The organism is Kitasatospora sp. NPDC054795 (assembly GCF_053611565.1).
On record NZ_JBSHAP010000060.1, the window covers coordinates 1 to 18,954 of the forward strand.

Here is an 18,954-nt window from a genome sequence, read left to right on the forward strand (position 1 = left end):
AGTCGGAACGGCCGACTTCCCGCGCCGAGTTGGTGGGCGGAGCGTCAGCCCGCCTTGGGGAAGGCCGCCTTCAGGGCGGAGCCTCGGGTGAGGACGGCGACGGGGACCAGCGCGAGGGCGGAGAGGCCCTGGAGGACCGCGTACCAGATCGGGCAGAGGCCGGGGATCGCGTCGACCGCGATGATGGCGATCGGCATGACGATGGACAGGGTGCGGACCCGGTCGAAGGCCTTGAAGGAGCCGCCGGCGGCACGGGTGGCCAGCCGGTGGAGGAACGGGGCCATGGCGAGGAAGATCACCCCGCGGATCCACATGAACGGGGTCGTCGGGTGGCCGGTGGCCGCCATCACGGCCACTGTGCCGAGGACGACGGCGCCGACGGCGCCGAAGAGCACGATGCACTTCTTCACCGTGGTGAAGGTGTCCTGGTCGGTCGTGGTCGCCATGGTTCTTTCCCCTCCGTGTCGTTGTGGGAACGACGCTACGGAGCGGACGGGCGGCCTGGTATGGGTCCAGCCCCACAACGGGGTGGGGCTGGACCCACCCCCCGGAGGGAACACCGACCGCCCCTTGCGGGAAGCAAGGGGCCGCCGACGCGACTGCCGCGCACAGGAAGTCGGCATGGCCGACTTCCTGTGCATGGAACGACCGTCCAGGTCGCGCTCGGCGCGGCACGGGTGCAACTGCTGGTCGCCGACGACAAGAACGAGTCCTGCCTCGCGGTGCAGGACGTCGAGGGCAACGAGTTCTGCCTCGACCGAGCGTTCCTGCCGGGATCCGGCAAGCAACTCGGCCGGGATCTTGCGGGATTCGGTCGGCGCAGGGCCCTGGGAGGCGTGGCTAGTGTGCTCGGGAGTGGACGTGAACGAACGTCCGTGACCTGGGGGGTGGGGGAATGACTCCACTGGGCTTGAGCGTGGCCACCTGGTGGTGGATCGTCGCACTGACGACGGTGCTGTTCTGGACGCTGGCGGTACCGCCGCAGCCGACGCGGACGTACCGGATCATGGTGTCCCTGGCACCGCTGGCCGGAGCGCTCTTCCTGATCGGCCGCTACCACACGAACGGGATGAACCCGGCCGGTGCGCTGTCCATGTACTCGCTGGCGATGCTGTCGATGGCCCTCGGGACGGCCGGGCACCTCGGGAAGCTCGCTCGCCGGCAGCTCGCGGCCGACAAGGCCGGCGACACGGACGAAGTGCCGCTCACCTGGGGCTTCATGGTGCAGCTCTTCCTGTGCCTGACCGCGGGCATGGTGGTGTACTTCGTGATCCAGCCGTAGGCACCGCCCGCATCGACCGGTGGCCCCTCGCGAGGCGCGAGGGGCCACCGGCACGAACTACCGCTACGTGCGCGGGAAGTCGGACCGGCCGACTTCCCGCGCTTCCCAGGTCTCCTTGAGGAGCTCGTACTCGACTTCGCCGTGCTCGGACCCCGGGATCGACTCCGGCCAGTCCCCGAAGTAGCTGCGGAGGAACGACAGGCCCGACTTCTCCATCACCCGCCGGGAGCCCATGTTCACCGCCATGGTGTTCGCGGTGACCCGCTCCACCCCGAGGTCGGCGAACCCCTTGTCGATCAGGGCCAGCGAACCCTCCGTGGCACAACCCCTGCCCCAGGCCGACCGGTTCAGCCGGTAGCCGAGTTCGACCACGGCGGGATCGCGGTCGTCGAGCGGGCGGAGCTCGAACCAGCCCAGAAACGTGCCGGTGGTCTTCTCCTGGGCCGCCCAGAAGCCCCGGGTACCCGAACACGGGTGGACGTGGAGGAGGCGGGGCAGGGTCCGCGTACGGATCGCCTCGCGGTCCGCCGGCTTGCCGCCGTTGATGAAGCGCATGACCTCGGGATCGTCGTCCAGCGCGAAGAGGTCGTCGACGTCGGCCTCGGTGAACGGCCGCAGCAGGAGACGCTCGGTCTGCAGGAAGGGATGCATCCAGCGATCTTCATCGGGTGCCGCCGAACCGGCCATCGATTTTCCGGCGGCCCCTTGCGGAGGAGCAAGGGGCCGCCGGAACGGTTCACTGGGCGCGGGAGGTGGCCAGGCAGTCGAACTCGCCCGCCTTCGCGCCCTGAAGGAAGGCAGCGAACTTGCGAGCGGTCGTACGGACGATGACGTCGCCCTCGTCGGACTCACGAAGTTCGATCACCCCGCCGGCGGGACGGACCTCGATGCATTGAGAGTTCGCAGCCGAGTAACTTGACTTCTGCCAGGTGGAGTTAGGCATTTTTTCTTTCCATATCCTTCTTGATGGATTGAATGAACTCCCGGGAATCCTCCTCCGAGAGCGCCGCTGAATCGATCCCGTCAAGCAGGGAGCGGAACTGGGCAATATGAGCCGGCGCGTCGAAAATCACACTGTCGAGGCCCGAGTCCATCTGTACGGTGTCAAGCTCGGGGATCGGGCCTTCAACATAGGTGAAGTTCTCATGGTTGACCGGAAGAGTGTCCACCTCGAACAGTACGACTCGGATCGAGATGCTCGACCGTTCGGAGTCCTCAATGAGGCCACCGAGCTGCTCCGCTTGGATCTTGGGCCCACTGAATTGCATACGTAGCGCAGCCTCATGGATGAAGGCCGAGTACGGAGTCTCCCCAGAGCGAACCACGCTCTGCCGCCGTATGCGGAAGGCGGCCCTCAGGTCAACTTCGTGCTGAGGAAGGAGCGGGAATCCTCGGGCAAAGACCGCAGAAGCGTAATCAGTGGTTTGGAGCAGCCCCGGGATGAAGGCCATGGTGTAAGTGGAGAGCGCATGGGCACGATTCTCCATCTCGGCCATCTCAAGGAAGTCCTGCGAGAGGTTTCCGCGGTACTCCTCCCACCAACCGCCCTTGTCCCGGTCCGTGATGATGTCTGCGAGCGCGTCGATCAAGGGCTCGTTGACGCACATGCACAACGCGGCGATCGTACGCAGGCGTTCGACGCTGATGCCGGTCTTGCCGCTCTCCATCTGGGTCACGTGGGCGGGATTGATGCCCAGTGCGCGGGCGAGTTGGCTGCCGCCGAGGCCAGCCTGTTCCCGCATCCTGCGAAGTTCGGCACCCAACCTCAACTGGCGGAGCGTTGGGTTCGATCGAAGGGCCATGGGACCAGTCTGCCAGCCCCGTTCGGGGGAACTTCTCGCCGATCGCCACAAATCTGTGGCGACGCGCGCTATCGTCATCCTCAGAACGATCCGATGGATCGTCAGACACGCTTTGGTTCAGCGCAGTAGGCGCCTGCTGCCCGCCCGCCGAAGAGCAACCACCCCCTGGCCTGGCTCACGGCTTCCCCCTCCACACTCATGCCTCTCGGAGGTTCCTGTGTGCACCCTGAACACCCCCTCCCTCACCCTCACCCGGCAGGCCCTGCGGGACGTCCTGACCCGCGCCGCCTGGGACACCGAGACCATCTTCAACGCCGAACTCGCCCTCGGCGAACTCATCGTCAACGCGTGGCGGCACGCCCACACCGCCTCGCCCGTCGTCTACTTCTCCCTTGACGACCGCACCCTCCGGGTCTGCGTCGCGGACGAGAGCGCCAGCCTCCCCCACGAACGCCCGCTCCCCTCCTCGCCGAGACCGGCCGGGGCCTCCAGCTCGTCTCCGGGCTCACCCACCGCTGGGGCGTCGACCCCCACAAGCGCGGCAAAACGGTCTGGTACGAGCTGGACTCCGTCGCGTGACCCGCGAACCGGTCGCGCCGGACGACCCCCGGATGCGGGACTTCACCGCCGCGCACATCACGGTCCTGCTCGGGGAGCTGCACCGGCGCGGTCTCCCGTACGGGCTGCTCTGGGGTTCGGCCTCCGCCGGTGAGACCATCCTCGACGGGCGTCTCCTGGTGGACTTCGGCAACGCGCCCGTCAGCACTCTCCTCAACCTCCTCCACCTGCTCCGGGACCTGGACCGGGAGTCGGTGTGGAACCGGTGAGGCGCCTCGTACCGCGCTGAGCACATGCGAAGGCCCCCGCCCACCGAAGGGGCGAGGGCCTCGCGGTCGTCCGTCGGCTCCGGGTCAGCCGCCGGACGGGTTCCTGGGAGCGCCGCCACCGGCCCCGGCACCACCGCCACCGCCGAAGCCACCGAAGCCTCCCGCGCCGGCGGCGCCTTCGACGAGCTGGCTGGCCGTGTAGCCACCGCTGGCGTCGGGGGTGCCGACGACGGTCACGCTCTGGCCGGGCTGCAGGTCTCCGACCTTGCCCTCCTTGTTGAGCTGGACCTTCGTCGCGTCGCCGGTGGTGACCTTGATGGTGTTGCCGTTGGTGTCGGTCAGGTACACCGTGTTGCCGTCGACGGCCTTGACCGTGCCCCGGGCGAAGCCGGCCTGCCCGCCCTGGCCCTGCCCGCCCTGGCCCGCACCCTGCCCCTGCCCGCCACGGCGGGAGCCGTTCTGCCCCTGCCCGTAGCCGCCGCCCGGAGCCGCCGCGGCAGCAGCCGGCCGGGCGGAGGACTTCCCGCCGCCCGGGGTCCCGTTGTTCTGCTGGTACCAGGCCCCGCCCGCGAAGGCCCCGCTGGCGATCACGCCGCCCGCCAGCACCAGGCTGAGCCAGGGCAGCTTCCGCCGGGGCGGCGCGGCCAGTTCGGCGCTCACATCGCGGGCGTCCGGCGGGGTGGCGAGCAGGGCGACCTGCTCGGCCGGAGTGCCGGTGTCCGGGCTGACCGTGGCGATCTCTTTGCTCATGACAGTGGAGTCCTACTCGTGCCGGAGGGCGTCGATCGGCCGCAGCGAGGCGGCCCGGTTGGCGGGGTAGCTGCCGAAGAACAGCCCGATGGCGACAGCGATGGCGAACGCGCCGAGCACCGATTCGGGGATCACCACCGGCTTGATGCCGACGATGCTGAAGTGCGAGCCGGCGATCCCGGCCGCCACACCCAGCCCCGCGCCGATCACCGACAGCAGCGTCGACTCGGTGAGGAACTGCCCGAGGATGACCGCGCGCGGCGCGCCGAGCGCCTTGCGGATGCCGATCTCGCGCGTCCGCTCGGTGACCGTCACCAGCATGATGTTGGTGATGCCGATCCCGCCGACCAGCAGCGAGATCGCCGCCACCGCGCCGAGCAGCACGGTGAAGGTCTTGGTGGTGCTCTCCCGCGCCGTGAGCAGCGAGGCCTGGCTGGTGATCCGGAAGTCCGCCTTGGCGGGGTCGGCGATGGCGTGCGTGCCGAGCAGTACCCGGGTGATCTCGGACTGGGCCGCCGTGGTGCTGTCGGCGTTCGAGGCCTGCACCAGGATCTGGTTGACCGAGCCGAAGCCGGTGAAGGCGTTCTGCACCGTCGGGAGCGGGGCGACGACCACGTCGTCCGGGTCGGTGAAGCCGCTGCCGCCCTTGGCCTGGAGCACGCCGACCACGGTGAACGGCGTGCCGCCGAGGACGACGGACTTGCCGACCGGGTTCTCGGTGTCGAACAGCTGCTTGGCGGTCGTCGCGCCGAGCACCGCGACCTTGCGCGAGTTGAGCACGTCGTCGTCGGTGAAGTACTCGCCGTGGGTGACCTTCTGGTTGGCGGTCTCGAAGTACGACGGGTAGGTGCCGACGATCGAGCCGGGGCTGTACGAGATGTTCCCGTACAGCGCCGTCCCGCTGGTGGTGACCACCGGGGCGACCGACTTGATGGCGCCCGAGTCGCCGTCGCTCGCCAGCGCCTTGGCGTCGGCGACCGTGAGCTTCTTGACCGCGGAGGTGGCCCGGGAGCCGCCGTTCGCCGAACCGGAGCTGACCGTCAGCGAGTTGGTGCCGAGCGAGGTGATCGAGTCCTTGACCGCCACGGACGAGCCGTTGCCGACCGCCAGCAGCAGAATCACCGAGGCCACGCCGATCAGCACCCCGAGCATGGTGAGCGCCGAGCGCACCTTGTTGGCGGCCAGGCCGCCGACCGCGAAGCGGAGCGTCTGCCAGAGGATCACGCCGACACCTCCGCGACCGCGGTCTGCGCGAACGCCGCATCCAGGAAGGGCGGCGGCCCCTCCACGGGCGCCTGCCTCAGGTCGCTGACGATCTGCCCGTCGACCAGCCGCAGCACCCGCTTGGCGTGCCGGGCGACCTCGTCCTCGTGGGTGATCAGCACGACCGTGCGGCCGGTGGCGTTGAGCCCGTCGATCAGGGCGAGCACCTCCTCCGTCGAGCGGCTGTCGAGGTTGCCGGTCGGCTCGTCGGCGAGCAGCATCGCGGGCGCCGTCACCAGCGCCCGTGCCACCGCGACGCGCTGCTGCTGGCCGCCGGAGAGCTCGTTGGGCTTGTGCCCGGCCCGCTCGGCGAGCCCGACCAGCGACAGCGCGGCCATCGCCCGGCGGCGCCGTTCGGCGGTGCGGACGCCCGCGTAGGCGAGCGGCAGCTCGACCTGGGCGAGGGCGGTGGTGCGGGGCACCAGGTTGAAGGACTGGAAGACGAAGCCGATCTTGCGGTTGCGCACCAGTGCGAGCTGCTGCTCGTCCAGGTGTCCGACGTCGGTGCCGTCCAGCAGGTAGCGGCCGGCGGTCGGGACGTCCAGGCAGCCGAGGATGTTCATCAGGGTGGACTTGCCGGAGCCGGAGCTGCCCATCACGGCGACGAAGTCGCCCTGCTCGATGTCCAGGTCGACGCCCTGCGGCTCGCCGGTCGCCGGGTCGGAGGGGCCGCGCAGCGCGTGCACGGTGGCGTCGCCGTGCCCGTACGCCTTGGTGAGCCGGCGGATCCGGATCACCGGGACGGGATACGCGGGGACGCGCTTGTCGATGACGTGACGCATGATCGGTCTCAGCCCTTGCCGCCGCGACCGGCCCCGCCACCGGCGCCACCGCCGCCGCCGCCCGGGAAGACCCCGCCGCCCGCGGCCCCGCCGCGGTTGCCGCCGAGGCCCGGGAATGAGGCGTTCGGGAAGCCGTTGCCGCCGCTGGTGGTGGGGAGTTCGACCTTGTCGCCCTCCTTCAGCCCGGAGACCACCTGCACCGTGCTGTCGCCCTCGACCCCGACGCCGACGGTGACCCGCTCGGAGGCGCCGTCCGGCTGCACCAGGGTCGCGGTGCGCGACGTTCCGGTGCCGGACAGGGCGGAGGTGGGCAGCGAGAGCGCGTTGTCGGCCTCGCCGGTGATCACCTGGACGGTGGCGCTGAGGCCGGTGCGCAGCGTGCTGGTGTCGCCGGTGATCTGGAGCGTGGCCGCGTACTGGACGGCGGCGGAGCCGGCCGCGCCGCCGGAGCCGCTGCTGGTGGGCAGCGAACTGACCGACAGGACGGTCGCGTTGAGCTTGGTGTCGGACTGGGCGTTCAGGGTGACGGTGGCCGCCTCGCCCTTCTTCAGCTTGAGCGAGTCGAGCTCGGAGAAGTTCGCGGTGACCTGCATCCCGGTCGGGTTGGTGAGCACGATGAAGCCGCTCGGAGCGGACGTCGAACTCGCGCCGCTGCCGGTTGACTTGGTGGAGGAGGACGAGGAGGAGCCGGAGCCCGTGGCCCCGACGGTGTCGCCGACCTTGCCGGAGACCGAGGCGACCGTGCCGTCCACCGAGGCGGTCAGGGTGGTGCCGGTCAGCGCCGCCTGGGCGTTGGCGAGGCCGGTCTGCGCGGTGGCGACCTGCTGCTGCGCCTGGGCCACGGCCGCGTCGTCGACCTTGGTGGTGGTGATGGTGGTGGTCTGCGGGGCGGGCGTACTGCTCCCGCCCGCCCCGCGGCCACCGCTGCCGGCCCCGGCGCCCGGAGAGGCGGCGGAGGTGGCGCCCGGCAGCTGCTCGGTGGTCGTGGTGGTGACCCCGGCCTGGGCCTTGGTGAGGTTGGCCTGGGCCGTGGTGAGCGCGGACCGGGCCGCGTCCACCTGCTGCTGGGCCGCCGCGGTGTCGACGGTGGCGAGCACCTGGCCCTTCTTCACGGCGTCCCCGACCGCGACCTCGACCGCGGTGAGCCTGCCACCGGTGGTGAAGTCCTGGGCCGCGTCGGTCGGTGAGACCAGGGTGCCGGATCCGGACACGGTGGCCAGGACGGTGCCCTTGGACACCGTCGCGGTACGGGCCACGGGCTTCGCGGAAGCCGGGCCGGAGCTGCCGCTGACCGTGGCGTACACCAGGGCGGCACCGCCCAGCAGGGCCACGCCGAGCGCGGAATTGACGAGGACGGCGCCTCGCCGCCGTGGGAGCACCTTCATGCGGGACAGCTTCCCGGGGCCCTCTTGCGTCGTCCTGGACGCCGGCTGGGAGAAGCCTGACCGGCCGGATCCGGGCATTGCGGACAGAGCGCCCCTCCCGTGCGGGCGCCTTGGCCGCCCCGTGGGCGGCCGTTGGCGCAACTCCCAGCGGGCTCCCAGCGACCTCCAGGCATCCGGCAGGACGTTCTGAGGGCGTTCTCACGGAGTCGGGCCGGGCCTGCGGCAGCCGTGCGGAACGCGGCCGCACGGCCCGCGACACCCCAGGGGTGCGGAAACGCCGCAGGGGCGCACCGGAGGACCGGCACGCCCCTGCGATCACCAACAGGACGTCAGAGCGACTTGCGGAAGGCCTCCGCCACCGACAGGAAGATCGAGTTGCCCTCGGCCTCGCCGATCGACACCCGCACGCCCTCCGGGAACGGCCGCACGATCACGCCGGCCTCGGCGCACGCGGCGGCGAACTCCGGCGAACGCTCGCCGAGCCAGAGCCAGACGAAGTTGGCCTGCGAGTCCGGGATCTCCCAGCCCTGGGCGCGCAGTCCGGCCACCACCCGGGTGCGCTCCTCGACCAGCGCCTCGACCCGCTCCAGCAGCGCCTCCTCGGCGCGCAGCGAGGCGATGGCGGCGTCCTGGGCGATCCGGCTCACGCCGAAGGGGGTGGCGACCTTGCGCAGCGCGGCCGCCACCGGCTCGTGCGCGATGGCGAAGCCGACCCGCAGGCCCGCCAGGCCGTACGCCTTGGAGAAGGTGCGCAGCACGCACACGTTCGGGCGGTCCCGGTAGAGGTCGATGCCGTTGGGCACCTCGGGGTCGCGGATGAACTCGATGTAGGCCTCGTCCACCACGACCAGGACGTCGCCGGGGACGGCGTCCAGGAAGCGCTCCAGCTCGGCGCGGTGGATCACGTTGCCGGTGGGGTTGTTGGGGTTGCAGACGAAGATCAGCCGGGTGTTCGGGGTGACCGCGGCGAGCATCGCGTCCAGGTCGTGGTCGCCGTTCGCCTTGAGCGGCACCGGGACGGGCGTCGCCCCGGACACCGTGGCGACGATCGGGTACGCCTCGAAGGAGCGCCAGGCGAAGACCACCTCGTCGCCCGGGCCCGCCGTGGCGAGCACCAGCGACTGGGCGATGCCGACCGAGCCGGTGCCGGTGGCGATGTGCTCGGCGGGCACCCCGAAGCGCTCGGCCAGCACCGAGGTCAGCTCGGTGACCCCCATGTCGGGGTAGCGGTTGAGCGAACCGGCCGCCTTGACCGCGGTCTCCAGGACACCGGGCAGCGGCTCGTAGGGGTTCTCGTTCGAGGACAGCTTGTAGGCGTCCGCGCCGGCCGGCTTGCCGGGCTTGTACGTGGGGATGCCGTCGAGGGTCGGCCGCAGCCGCGGGCCCTGCGCTGACGTACCACTGCTCACGGTCGTACTCCGTTTCCAGTTGCGGAACTCTCCGGTGCGCTCGCCCGCCACGGACGGGGTCGCCTCCGTGCCCGGACCTCGTGACGCGCCCGGACTCCCCGGTCGGGTGCTTTGCACGATACCGACCGCCCTCACCCGTAGGAGTGAGATGCCCGGTCGGGTTACAGGCGCAGATCAGCCATTCTGCCCGGTTCCTTTGGCACATGTCAGAGGTAAGAGGCCTGGTTTCAGGCGGGTATCGAAGGGGCGCACCCCGGCTCACTCTTGGAGAAACGTATCTCCGGGGGCTTCCGATGCGCCGGTCACAGACCCTTGTCAGGAGCCATACGATCGGTCCGCCATGACAGCAGCAGCCAACCAGAGCGGTCGGCGTCCCACCACCTCACGGCGTCTGGAGCGGGCCGGCATCCGGGATGTGGCAGCAGCCGCCGGAGTGTCGATCACCACTGTCTCCGATGCGCTGAACGGAAAGGGCCGCCTGCCCGACGAGACCCGCAGCCGGGTGCGCGAGGTCGCCGAGCGCCTCGGCTACCGCCCCTCCGCGGCCGCCCGCACCCTGCGCACGGGACGGTCCGGCCTGATCGGCCTGACCGTCACGACCTACGGTGAAGAGCCGTTCACCTTCACCGAGTTCGCGTACTTCGCCGAAATGGCCCGGGCCGCCACCAGCGCCGCCCTGGGCCGCGGCTACGCGCTGGTGGTGCTGCCCGCCTCCTCCCGCCACGACGTCTGGGGCAACATCGCCCTGGACGGCACCGTGGTGATCGACCCGCCCGACCAGGACCCCCTGGTGAGCGAGCTGTACCGGTCCGGCGTGCCGGTGGTCAGCGACGGCAAGCCCGGCAACTGCCCGGTCACCGCCTGGGTCGACAACGACCACGAGGCCGCCGTGCTCGGCATCCTCGACCACCTCTCCGAGGCCGGCGCCCGCCGGATCGGCCTGCTCACCGGCACCAGCACCGACACCTACACCCGGCTCTCCACCGAGGCCTACCTCGGCTGGTGCGCCAAGGTCGGGCAGGAGCCGGTCTACGAGACCTACCCGGCGCACGACCCGGCCGCCGGCGCCGTCGCCGCCGACCGGCTGCTCGCCCGCCCCGACCGGCCGGACGCCGTCTACGGACTGTTCGACCCCAACGGCACCGACCTGCTGGCCGCCGCCCGCCGCTACGGCCTGCGGGTGCCGGACGACCTGCTGCTGGTCTGCTGCAGCGAGAGCGACGTCTACGCGACCACCGAGCCGCCGATCACCACGCTCTCGCTCAAGCCGCGCAAGATCGGCACCACGGTGGTCAACCTGCTCATCGACGCGATCGAGGGCGTGGACTCCGGGACGGGCGTCGACATCGCCCGGCTCTTCCCGCCGCGGTTCCGCACCGCCGGCACCGGGCCGCCGCCCGGCACCCTGATGCCGACCGAGCTGATCGTCCGCGCGTCCTCCCAGCGCCGGAGTCCACGCACCACCGTCAGCCCGCCCCGGGCCCCGGGCGAGGTATAGACCACCACGCCGCAGCGGCCCCGAGGCGGGGCCGCGCAGCCCCGCCACAGCCGACGAGACCATGCCGAGCCGGGACAAAACGGACCTTGCGGGACCGCCCGGCTGACGCTCCGGAGGATTGGATACCCACCAGGTGACGACGCCGGGAGAGTGGTCTTCCTATGATGGGCGAATGACACCCGAGGACCGCTTCCCCGGGCCCGAGCACCCCCACTCGGTCCCCCGCCACCAGCCGGACCTCGACGTGCTGCCGTACGGCACCTATTACGAACCCGACGCCGCCACCGGCTACCCCGCCGCGCCCTACGAGGGGGAAGGCCACGACGGGGAGACCTACAGCGGCTACGGCGGAGCCCGCTACCTGGAGCAGCACTGGCCCGCCGACGGCCAGGGCCACACCGTGCACGCCCAGGGCATCGGCATGGACCAGGCCCCGGCCTTCTCGCACCAGGGGCAGCAGGGACATCAGGAACACCGGGGACAGCAGGAGCACCAGGGACACCAGGGGCAGGGCGGCTACGAGGACGGCCCCGGGTACGAGGAGCGCACGGGCTACGCGGGCGGGGAGCAAGGCGGCTACGAGAGCCGGGAGCAGGCCGGCTACGACGGCCAGGACCAGGGCGGCTACGACGCGCGGGAGCAGGGCGGCTACGACGGCCGGGACCAGGCCGGCTACGAACCCACCCTGCCCGACCAGCCCTCCCCCGCACTCGGGCTCGACGGCCGCGACGACCCGCCGACCATCGAACTCGGCCCGCCGCTGCCCGACCCCGCCGCGCCGACCTACCCGTACCCGGCCCCCGGCCCCGGCGAGCCCCCCGGCCCGGTCTACGTCGTCGGCGACGTGCACGGCTACCTGGAGGAGCTGCGCGCCGCGCTGCACGGCCAGGGCCTGATCGACGCCGACGGCCACTGGTCGGCCGGCCGCGCCCGGATCTGGTTCCTCGGCGACTTCACCGACCGCGGCCCCGACGGCATCGGCGTCATCGACCTGGTCATGCAGCTGGCCGCCGAGGCCGCCGCGGCCGGCGGCTACTGCCGCGCCCTGATGGGCAACCACGAACTGCTCTTCCTCGGCGCCGCCAAGTACGGCGACGAGCCCGTCCAGTCCACCGCCGGCACCGCCTCCTTCCTCGCCGCCTGGCGCCTCAACGGCGGCCAGCAGAGCGACCTGGACCGGCTGGAGGCGCACCACATCAGCTGGCTCTCCCGGCTGCCCGCCATGGCGGTCGAGGACGGCCACCTGCTGCTGCACTCCGACACCACCGCGTACCTGGAGTACGGCGAGTCCATCCCCGACGTCAACGACGCGGTGCACGGCCTGCTCGCCGACGGCAGCGTGGACGAGTGGTGGGACTGCTTCCGCCGCTTCACCAAGCGGTTCGCCTTCCGCGGCGACGCCGGCCCGATGGCCGTCCACGAGCTGCTGGACACCTACGGCGGCAGCCGGATCGTGCACGGGCACAGCCCCATCCCCTACCTCACCGGCGCGGTGCACAACGACGACGGCCAGCCGCCGCACATCCCCGGGCCGTACGTGTACGCGGACGACCTCGCGGTGGCGATGGACGGCGGCGTCACCATGGAGGGGCGGCTGCTGGTCGCCCGGCTGCCCATCGGCTGAGGCGCGCGGCCGTCCATCGGCCGGATCGCTCGCACGGATCGCCCATCGGCTGCCGACCGATCGTCAACCGACCATCGCCGTAGAACAGTTGTTCCCGGCGCTCGGGCGGTCGCACGCACGCGTCCCGGGGCGCGAAATTCCGGAAACCGACTGTCAGCCCGACCGCGCCCGCCCCTACCATGAGGCACACCACACCCGGCCGCCCGTCCGGCGGCCCGCCTCCGCGCCCGTTTCGGCGTCCTGAGGGCCGCGCGCCCCCGGGACGGAGCGAACGGGGTCCGCACGAACGGGGTTCCCATGTCCAACCCCCCGCCACTGCTCGCCGAGGACCGCCCGGAGTACGAGCGCCTCCTCACGGAAGCCCTGCGCGACCGCACCGTCCTCACCGCCCTGCGCACACCCGGCGCACTCACCACCGACCAGCTGCGCATCCGCGCCCTGCGCGACGCCGACCGCGTCAACGCCGCGGCCGCCACCGAGTACACCCACTACACCCGGCTGCGCGAGAGCCTGCACAGCACGCCCCCACCGCCGCCCGGCAGCGAACCGGCCGCCCCCGGGCTGCTCAGCCAGCTGCGCTCCGGGGGCGGCGGCGCCGGACTGTTCCCCGTCCTCACCGTGCTCACCCCGATCCTGGCCTGGGCCGCCGCCCTGTTCCTGCTGCTGATCGGCTACCTGCTGCGCGCCGCCGGTCCGAACCTCGCCCTCGCCCGCTCCCTGGTCACAGCCGGGTGGGTGGCCCTCGCCGCCGGGGTCGCCGCGATGGCCATCGGCGTCATCGGGCTGCTGCTCACCGCCCTGCGCGAAGGCGCCGCGACCGCCCCGGCCGGCACCGACCCGGAGCTCGCCGCCGAACTCGGCGACGCCCACCGCGAGTGGCGCGGCGCGCTGCGCGAGCGCGGAATCCTCCCGTACCTGCTCGACGCGCTGCCGCCGGTGCCGGACCCGGCGGCCCGGCCCGGCTACGACGGCCCCGGCCACGACAGCCCGGGCTACGAGGGCCCCGACTTCAGCAGCCCCGGCTACACCTCGCCCGCGTTCACCAGCCCCGGCCCCGAGGGGCTGACCGACCCCCGGGGCCGCACGACCCGCCCGGCCGCCTTCACCCCGCCCGACTTCACCGGCCCCGGGTACACCCCGCCCGACTTCACCGGGCCCGACGAGGTCCGCTGAGCCCTCCGCGACGCCCCGGGTGCCCGGGGCGCTTCCGGGGGACATCCCCACCCCCGGTCCGGGTGCGACCACCATCGCCCCGGACTCCGCCGCCCGCCAGGCTGGAACCCACAAGTGGAGAACGACCGGGGGAGAGCGGCGATGAGCACCGGACCCGTCCGACCAGCACGCACCGGAGCGGCGCTACTGCTCACCGCCTTACTCGCGGCCCTGCCGGGGCTGCTCCTCACCGGCGGACCGGCGGGCGCCGCGGCCGTGAGCGGCACGGCGGGGAACGGCACGGCGGGGAGCACCACACCCGCGAGCGCCACACCCGCGAACACCACGTCGGCGAACACCACGTCGGCGACGGGCGATCCGGTCGCCGGCCCGGTCGACTTCACCGGCGCCGACGGCACCGTCCTGCACGGCCTGCTGCTGGCCGCCCCCGCCGCGACGGCCGGCACCCGCGGCCCCGGGCTGGTCATGGTCCCCGGGGCCGGGCCGGGCCCGCTGGCCGAACTGCGGGCCGCCGCCGAGGCGTACGCCCGGCACGGCGTCACCACGCTGGTCTTCGACAAGCGCACCGACGGCTACTCGATGACCCACCGGGACTACGGGCAGCTGGCCGAGGACGCCCTGGCCGCCGTCCGGCTGCTGCGCGCCCGGCCGGAGGTCGCGCCGGACCGGGTCGGCCTGTGGGGCCTGTCCGAGGGCGCCTGGGTGGCCTCGCTCGCCGCCACCCGCTCCACCGAGGTGACGTACCTGGTCACCGTCGGCGCGGTCGGCCTCACCCCCGCTCGCCAACAGGCCTGGGCGTACCGGGGCTACCTGCGCCACGCGGGCGTCCACGGCTCGCTGGTCGACGCGCTCTCGGACACCTCCGTCCGACAGCTCACCGCCGCCGGGCTCTTCCCGGAGGCCGACTACGATCCGGTGCCGGTGTGGGAGCGGGTCCGGCAGCCGGTCCTGGCCGAGTGGGGCACCCTCGACCGCGAGGCCGCCCCCGAGGAGAGCGCGGCGATCATCCGCCGGGCCCTCGACCGCGGTGGCAACACCCACTACACGCTGCGGACCGTCCCCGACGTCCGGCACAATCTGCACCTCACCGCGGACGACGGCTACGACCGGCCCGACCGGCTCCCGGCGGACTACGACGAGGCCGAATCCGCCTGGATCCAGCGGCTCGCCACCGGCCTGCCCACCGCCTCCGCCGACCCGGCCCCGCAGCAGGACATCCACAGCCGCGCGCTCGATCCGCTCCCCTGGTACGAGTCCACCTGGGTCGAGGCCGTCGCCACCCTGCTGTGCCTGACCGGCTTCGCGGGCTACGCGCTGACCGGCGCCGCCCGCCGCCTGCGCCGCCGGCCGCACCCCGCCGCCCTGCCCCGGGCCGCCCGCTGGGCCGCCCTCACCGGGACGGCCGCCCTCCTGGGCGCCCTCGGGTACCTGCTCTTCCTGATGGTCACCGCCGCGATGTTCCCCGGCCCGGTCCTGTTCGGCCGCCCGGTGGTCTGGCTGGCCGTCCAGCTGCTCGCGCTGTTCGCGCTCGGGGCGGCCGCCGTCGCCGCGGTCGGCGCCCGGCGGGAGCGGGCGGCCCTGGCCGCCGCCCCGGCGGCCGACCGGGTCCGGCTGGGCGCCCTGCTGCTGGCCGGGGTGGTGTTCCTGCCCTGGGCCCTGTCCTGGGGGCTGTTGCTGCCCTGACCTCGTCACCGCGGCGACCTCCTACCGCCGCGGCCTCCCGACCGCAGCAACCTCCCGCCCCCGCGGCCTCCCACCGCGGCGACCGCCCGCTCCCCCGCCCGGGGGAGCGGGCCCGCCCGGTTTCAGCCCGGGTGAGGACGCCCCCGCCCGCGCGCTCCGGGAAGGTCGGAGCCGGTGGCGGACGGACGGCGTCCGCCCGGGCCGGAGGCGGAACCATGGGCGCACGGACGATCGCGGCACGACTGCACGGCACACCCGCACCGGGCGTACCCCGCTGGGCGGTCCGGACCGGCTACGCGATCACCCTGGCGGTCCTGCCGTCCTGCCTCTGGCGGATCGGCGGCTTCATCCTCGGGCTGCCGCTGCTCGACCACGGCCCGACGCCGCCGGAGCAGGACCCGGCCCCGTTCGACGGCGGCTGGGCGTACATCCTCGCGCTCAGCGTGGTCAGCGAGGCGCTGGCGCTCCTCTGCTTCGGCCTGGTCGCCCGCTGGGGCGAGGTGTGGCCGCGCTGGATCCCCGTCCTCGGCGGCCGCCCGGTCCCGGTGCTCGCCGCCGTGGTCCCGGCCGGGCTGGGCTCGGCGGTGCTGATGGTCTTCCCGTACTCGATGGTGATGTTCTCGCTCGGCCTGACCATCCGGGGCGACCGGAACATCGGGCTGATCACCCACGGCTGGCAGACCGTCGTGTTCTGGGCCGGCTACCTGCCGCTGGCCGCCTGGGGACCGCTGCTCGCCGCGCTCACCGTGCACTACTACCGTCGGCGCAGGGCGGGTTGAGGTGCCTTCCCCGCTCCGGCCCCTTCCCCACTACCTTTCCCCGTTCCGCCCCTTCTCCGCTCCGGTCATGCCGGGTACGGCGCGGCGGCCCGCGCGTTCTTCAACGCGCCCGCCCACCAGGACAGCTGGTCGAGCAGGACCTTGGCGTAGCCGGGAGCCTGCGGGTCGTTCGGGCGGCCGTCCGCCCAGGCAGTGAAGTAGTTCGGGAAGGCCAGGCCGTCCCGGATGGTCACCGCGTGCAGCTCGGTCAGCACGTTCTCCAGGTGCAGCACGGCGTGCCGGCCGCCGGCCGCACCGCCGTAACTGACGAAGGCGACCGGCTTGGCCGTCCACTGGGTGAAGTGCCAGTCGATCGCGGCCTTCAGCGAGGCCGGGTAGCTGTGGTTGTACTCCGGCGTGACGACGACGAAGGCGTCGGCGCCCTCCAGGGCCTCGGTCAGCTTCGCCATCCCGGCCGGACGCGGATAACCGTCACCCGCGAACTTCGGCGAGGCGGCCGGAAGTTCGAGCGGCAGATCGACCTCGGCGAGGTCCACTGCCTCGACCTCGAAGCCGCCGTGCGAGGCGGCCTGCTCGGCCACCCACGAGGACACCACCGGGCCGAACCGGCCCTCCCGGACGCTGCCGAGGATGATCACCAGCTTGTGCGTGTTCGTCTCCATGGCGACCACTCTCCGCCCGCCGCACGGCCGCAACCAGGCCGTGCCCAGGCTGGCCCCCGCAGGGCCACCCTCCGCGCGACGATCAACCGTACGCTCGCCATATGGGCACACCACTGGGGGACTTCATCCGCGCCAAACGGGACAGCATCCAGCCGGAGACGCTCGGCCTGCCCGACCACGGCCGCCGCCGCTCACCCGGCCTGCGCCGCTCCGACCTGGCCGTCCGGGCCGGCATCAGCGTCGAGTACCTGACCCGGCTGGAGCAGGGCCGCGACCGCAACCCCTCCACCGCCGTGGTCAACGCGCTCGCCGACGCCCTCAGCCTCGACCCCGCCGAGCGCAACCACGTTCGCTACCTCACCAAGATCACCGGCGGCGCGTGCACCGGCCACACCCGGCCCGCCCCCGCCCGGCGCGAGCTGCGCCCCACCGTCCGCGAGACCCTGCGCCTGCTCGAACCGGGCATCGCCGCCGTCACCAACCGCCTCGGCGACATCCTCGCCCACACCAGCGGCTACGCGGCCGTCCTCGGCGCCGCCGGACTGCTCGACGCCCCGGCCCCGAACCTCACCCGCTACGTCTTCACCGACCCGCGCGCCCGCACCCTGTTCGCCGACTGGGACGACATCGCCGACGAGCAGGCCTTCGACATCTGGCTCGGGCCCTCGGTCGAGTCCGCCGAATGGCTCAGCACCGAACTCGCCCCGCTCGCCGGCCCCGAGTTCACCCGCCGGGTCGGCAACCACCTCGTCCCCCGCCGCGGCCCGCTCCGCCTCCACCACCCGTCCGGCCCCGAACTCCGGCTCCACCGCGAGACCCTGGAGTTCACCGACGACGCCCAGCAGCTCCTCGTCCTGCTCCCCGCCGACGACGACACCGCCGCCCACCTCGACCGCCTGCTCGCCCCGGAGCGGCCCCGGCTGCGCGCGATCTCCTGAAGCCCCCACCGGCCACTCCGCCGGCACCGATTACCCCGCCGGAACCGGTCACTCCACCGCCACCGTGCACAACGGCGTCGCCCGGTCGACCGACTCCGCGACGGCGTCGGTGGCCGCCCGGACGAAGGCGCGGACCCGGGCAGTGGTGTTGCTCTCCAGCCAGACCGGGCCGCGCTCGATCGGGGGCGCGTCGTGGATCGGCACGTACGCGACGTCCGGGCGCGGGTAGTAGCGGCGGGAGTGTTCGCCGACCGGAAGGACACCGCGGCCCATCGCGACCAGGCTGAGCATCTCGGAGAAGGTGCCGCCGGACGGCCCCTTGGGCACCGGGCGGCCGGACGGGGTCCGGCCGGGGGTGCGGTCGCGCTTGAAGCCCGCCGAGGTGACCTCCGGGTACTGCACCACCGGGTGGTCCGCGAGCACCTCCAGCGACACCGACCGCTCGCCGGCCAAGGGGTGCCCGGCCGCCACCGCGAGGACCCGCCGCTCGGTCAGCAGCACCGGCCCGCGGGCCATGCCGTCGAACGGGTAGGAGGCGATCAGGACGTCGATCGAACTGTCGACCAGGCTCGCCCGGGAGTTGGAGAGCTGCACCTCCCGCACGTCCACCCGGCAGTCCGGATGCCGCTCGCCGAACAGCGCGGCCGCCTTGAGCAGCACCGGCGCCGTCCACTCGCCGAGGAACGCCACCCGCAGCTCCCCGGTGACGCCCCGGTTCGCGTCCTCCGCCCGGCGCAGCGCCGCCTCCATCGCCGCCACCACCGGGGCCAGGTCGTCCGCCAACTGCCGCCCCACCTGGGTGAGTCGGACCGACCGGCTGGTGCGGTCGAACAACTGCCCGCCGATCCGGCGCTCCAGCTTCTTCACCACCTGGCTGACCCGCCCGGTGGTCAGGTGCAGCCGCTCCGCGGTCCGACCGAAGTGCAGCTCCCCGGCGAGCGCGAGGAAGACCTCGATCTCCAACCGCTCCAGCATCCCGCCCCACCCCTCGATCGTTGAATCCGGCTCAACGATCCTACGGCGATCACGCATTGATCACCCGCCCGGCCGAGAGGATCGTTGAACCCGTCCCCGACAGCCCCACCCGAGCGGAGCCG

Annotated in this window: 19 protein-coding genes and 2 pseudogenes; 10 read left to right on the plus strand and 11 right to left on the minus strand. The window is 72.7% G+C overall.

Going from position 1 to position 18,954, the window contains the following annotated elements; all coding sequences use genetic code 11:
* Positions 1-44 precede the first annotated feature (44 nt).
* Positions 45-446 (minus strand): hypothetical protein, encoded by a 402-nt coding sequence (locus tag ACWGJO_RS21925; protein ID WP_452186061.1) that lies wholly within the window; start codon positions 444-446, stop codon positions 45-47.
* 210 nt (positions 447-656) lie between these two features.
* Here ACWGJO_RS21925 and ACWGJO_RS21930 point away from each other — a divergent pair.
* Both ACWGJO_RS21930 and ACWGJO_RS21935 read left to right on the plus strand, forming a co-directional pair.
* Positions 657-758: pseudogene (locus tag ACWGJO_RS21930) on the plus strand (VOC family protein); the annotation flags it as partial.
* A 137-nt stretch (positions 759-895) separates the two neighbouring features.
* Positions 896-1,282, plus strand: a complete 387-nt coding sequence (locus tag ACWGJO_RS21935) for a hypothetical protein (protein WP_452186062.1) — start codon at positions 896-898, stop codon at positions 1,280-1,282.
* A 63-nt stretch (positions 1,283-1,345) separates the two neighbouring features.
* On the opposite strand, the gene ACWGJO_RS21940 is transcribed toward ACWGJO_RS21935, so the two are convergent.
* From ACWGJO_RS21940 to ACWGJO_RS21950, 3 genes are all read right to left on the minus strand, one after another.
* On the minus strand, positions 1,346-1,933 hold the full coding sequence (locus ACWGJO_RS21940; RefSeq protein WP_452186064.1) for a GNAT family N-acetyltransferase: 588 nt from the start codon (positions 1,931-1,933) through the stop codon (positions 1,346-1,348).
* Between the two features lie 85 nt (positions 1,934-2,018).
* Positions 2,019-2,225, minus strand: coding sequence for a DUF397 domain-containing protein (locus ACWGJO_RS21945; RefSeq protein ID WP_452186066.1), 207 nt, complete (start codon positions 2,223-2,225; stop codon positions 2,019-2,021).
* Positions 2,218-3,084: a helix-turn-helix domain-containing protein gene (locus ACWGJO_RS21950; protein ID WP_452186068.1), complete on the minus strand. Its 867-nt coding sequence runs from the start codon at positions 3,082-3,084 to the stop codon at positions 2,218-2,220. The genes ACWGJO_RS21945 and ACWGJO_RS21950 overlap by 8 nt, the downstream gene beginning before the upstream one ends.
* Here ACWGJO_RS21950 and ACWGJO_RS21955 point away from each other — a divergent pair.
* Both ACWGJO_RS21955 and ACWGJO_RS21960 read left to right on the plus strand, forming a co-directional pair.
* A pseudogene (locus tag ACWGJO_RS21955) lies at positions 3,083-3,544 on the plus strand (ATP-binding protein); the annotation flags it as partial. The gene ACWGJO_RS21950 and the pseudogene ACWGJO_RS21955 sit on opposite strands and share 2 nt — an antisense overlap.
* Before the next feature lie 115 nt (positions 3,545-3,659).
* Positions 3,660-3,911, plus strand: a complete 252-nt coding sequence (locus ACWGJO_RS21960) for a hypothetical protein (RefSeq protein ID WP_380353909.1) — start codon at positions 3,660-3,662, stop codon at positions 3,909-3,911.
* Between the two features lie 84 nt (positions 3,912-3,995).
* Here the strand turns inward: ACWGJO_RS21960 and ACWGJO_RS21965 are convergent, their stop codons facing one another.
* The 5 genes from ACWGJO_RS21965 to hisC all read right to left on the minus strand — a co-directional run bounded on the left by ACWGJO_RS21965 (position 3,996) and on the right by hisC (position 9,500).
* The gene (locus ACWGJO_RS21965) at positions 3,996-4,661 is read right to left on the minus strand and encodes a hypothetical protein (protein ID WP_452186070.1); all 666 of its coding nucleotides are present in this window, start codon (positions 4,659-4,661) and stop codon (positions 3,996-3,998) included.
* A 12-nt stretch (positions 4,662-4,673) separates the two neighbouring features.
* On the minus strand, positions 4,674-5,885 hold the full coding sequence (locus tag ACWGJO_RS21970) for an ABC transporter permease (protein WP_452186072.1): 1,212 nt from the start codon (positions 5,883-5,885) through the stop codon (positions 4,674-4,676).
* Positions 5,882-6,706: an ABC transporter ATP-binding protein gene (locus ACWGJO_RS21975; RefSeq protein ID WP_452186074.1), complete on the minus strand. Its 825-nt coding sequence runs from the start codon at positions 6,704-6,706 to the stop codon at positions 5,882-5,884. The genes ACWGJO_RS21970 and ACWGJO_RS21975 overlap by 4 nt, the downstream gene beginning before the upstream one ends.
* 8 nt (positions 6,707-6,714) lie before the next feature.
* The gene (locus ACWGJO_RS21980) at positions 6,715-8,091 is read right to left on the minus strand and encodes an efflux RND transporter periplasmic adaptor subunit (protein ID WP_452186076.1); all 1,377 of its coding nucleotides are present in this window, start codon (positions 8,089-8,091) and stop codon (positions 6,715-6,717) included.
* A 329-nt stretch (positions 8,092-8,420) separates the two neighbouring features.
* Positions 8,421-9,500 (minus strand): histidinol-phosphate transaminase, encoded by a 1,080-nt coding sequence (hisC, locus tag ACWGJO_RS21985; RefSeq protein WP_359905131.1) that lies wholly within the window; start codon positions 9,498-9,500, stop codon positions 8,421-8,423.
* A gap of 340 nt (positions 9,501-9,840) precedes the next feature.
* Between hisC and ACWGJO_RS21990 the strand changes: the two genes are divergently transcribed.
* The 5 genes from ACWGJO_RS21990 (at position 9,841) to ACWGJO_RS22010 (ending at position 16,257) form a co-directional block, all read left to right on the plus strand.
* Positions 9,841-10,998 carry a LacI family DNA-binding transcriptional regulator gene (locus tag ACWGJO_RS21990; protein ID WP_359905133.1) on the plus strand — a complete coding sequence of 386 codons (1,158 nt, stop codon included), beginning with the start codon at positions 9,841-9,843 and terminating at the stop codon, positions 10,996-10,998.
* A 172-nt stretch (positions 10,999-11,170) separates the two neighbouring features.
* Positions 11,171-12,622: a metallophosphoesterase gene (locus ACWGJO_RS21995; RefSeq protein ID WP_452186078.1), complete on the plus strand. Its 1,452-nt coding sequence runs from the start codon at positions 11,171-11,173 to the stop codon at positions 12,620-12,622.
* A 297-nt stretch (positions 12,623-12,919) separates the two neighbouring features.
* The gene (locus ACWGJO_RS22000; protein ID WP_452186080.1) at positions 12,920-13,795 is read left to right on the plus strand and encodes a hypothetical protein; all 876 of its coding nucleotides are present in this window, start codon (positions 12,920-12,922) and stop codon (positions 13,793-13,795) included.
* Positions 13,796-13,936: 141 nt separating this feature from the next.
* On the plus strand, positions 13,937-15,478 hold the full coding sequence (locus ACWGJO_RS22005; protein ID WP_452186082.1) for an alpha/beta hydrolase family protein: 1,542 nt from the start codon (positions 13,937-13,939) through the stop codon (positions 15,476-15,478).
* A gap of 215 nt (positions 15,479-15,693) precedes the next feature.
* Positions 15,694-16,257: a hypothetical protein gene (locus tag ACWGJO_RS22010; RefSeq protein ID WP_452186084.1), complete on the plus strand. Its 564-nt coding sequence runs from the start codon at positions 15,694-15,696 to the stop codon at positions 16,255-16,257.
* A 65-nt stretch (positions 16,258-16,322) separates the two neighbouring features.
* Here the strand turns inward: ACWGJO_RS22010 and ACWGJO_RS22015 are convergent, their stop codons facing one another.
* A complete protein-coding gene (locus ACWGJO_RS22015) occupies positions 16,323-16,919 on the minus strand; it encodes an NADPH-dependent FMN reductase (protein WP_452186086.1) in 597 nt (198 codons plus the stop codon).
* 101 nt (positions 16,920-17,020) lie between these two features.
* Here ACWGJO_RS22015 and ACWGJO_RS22020 point away from each other — a divergent pair, with 101 nt between their 5' ends.
* Entirely contained in the window at positions 17,021-17,857 is an 837-nt protein-coding gene (locus tag ACWGJO_RS22020; protein WP_452186087.1) for a helix-turn-helix domain-containing protein, read from the plus strand.
* A gap of 48 nt (positions 17,858-17,905) precedes the next feature.
* Here the strand turns inward: ACWGJO_RS22020 and ACWGJO_RS22025 are convergent, their stop codons facing one another.
* Positions 17,906-18,832, minus strand: a complete 927-nt coding sequence (locus tag ACWGJO_RS22025) for a LysR family transcriptional regulator (protein WP_452186089.1) — start codon at positions 18,830-18,832, stop codon at positions 17,906-17,908.
* Positions 18,833-18,954 lie beyond the last annotated feature (122 nt).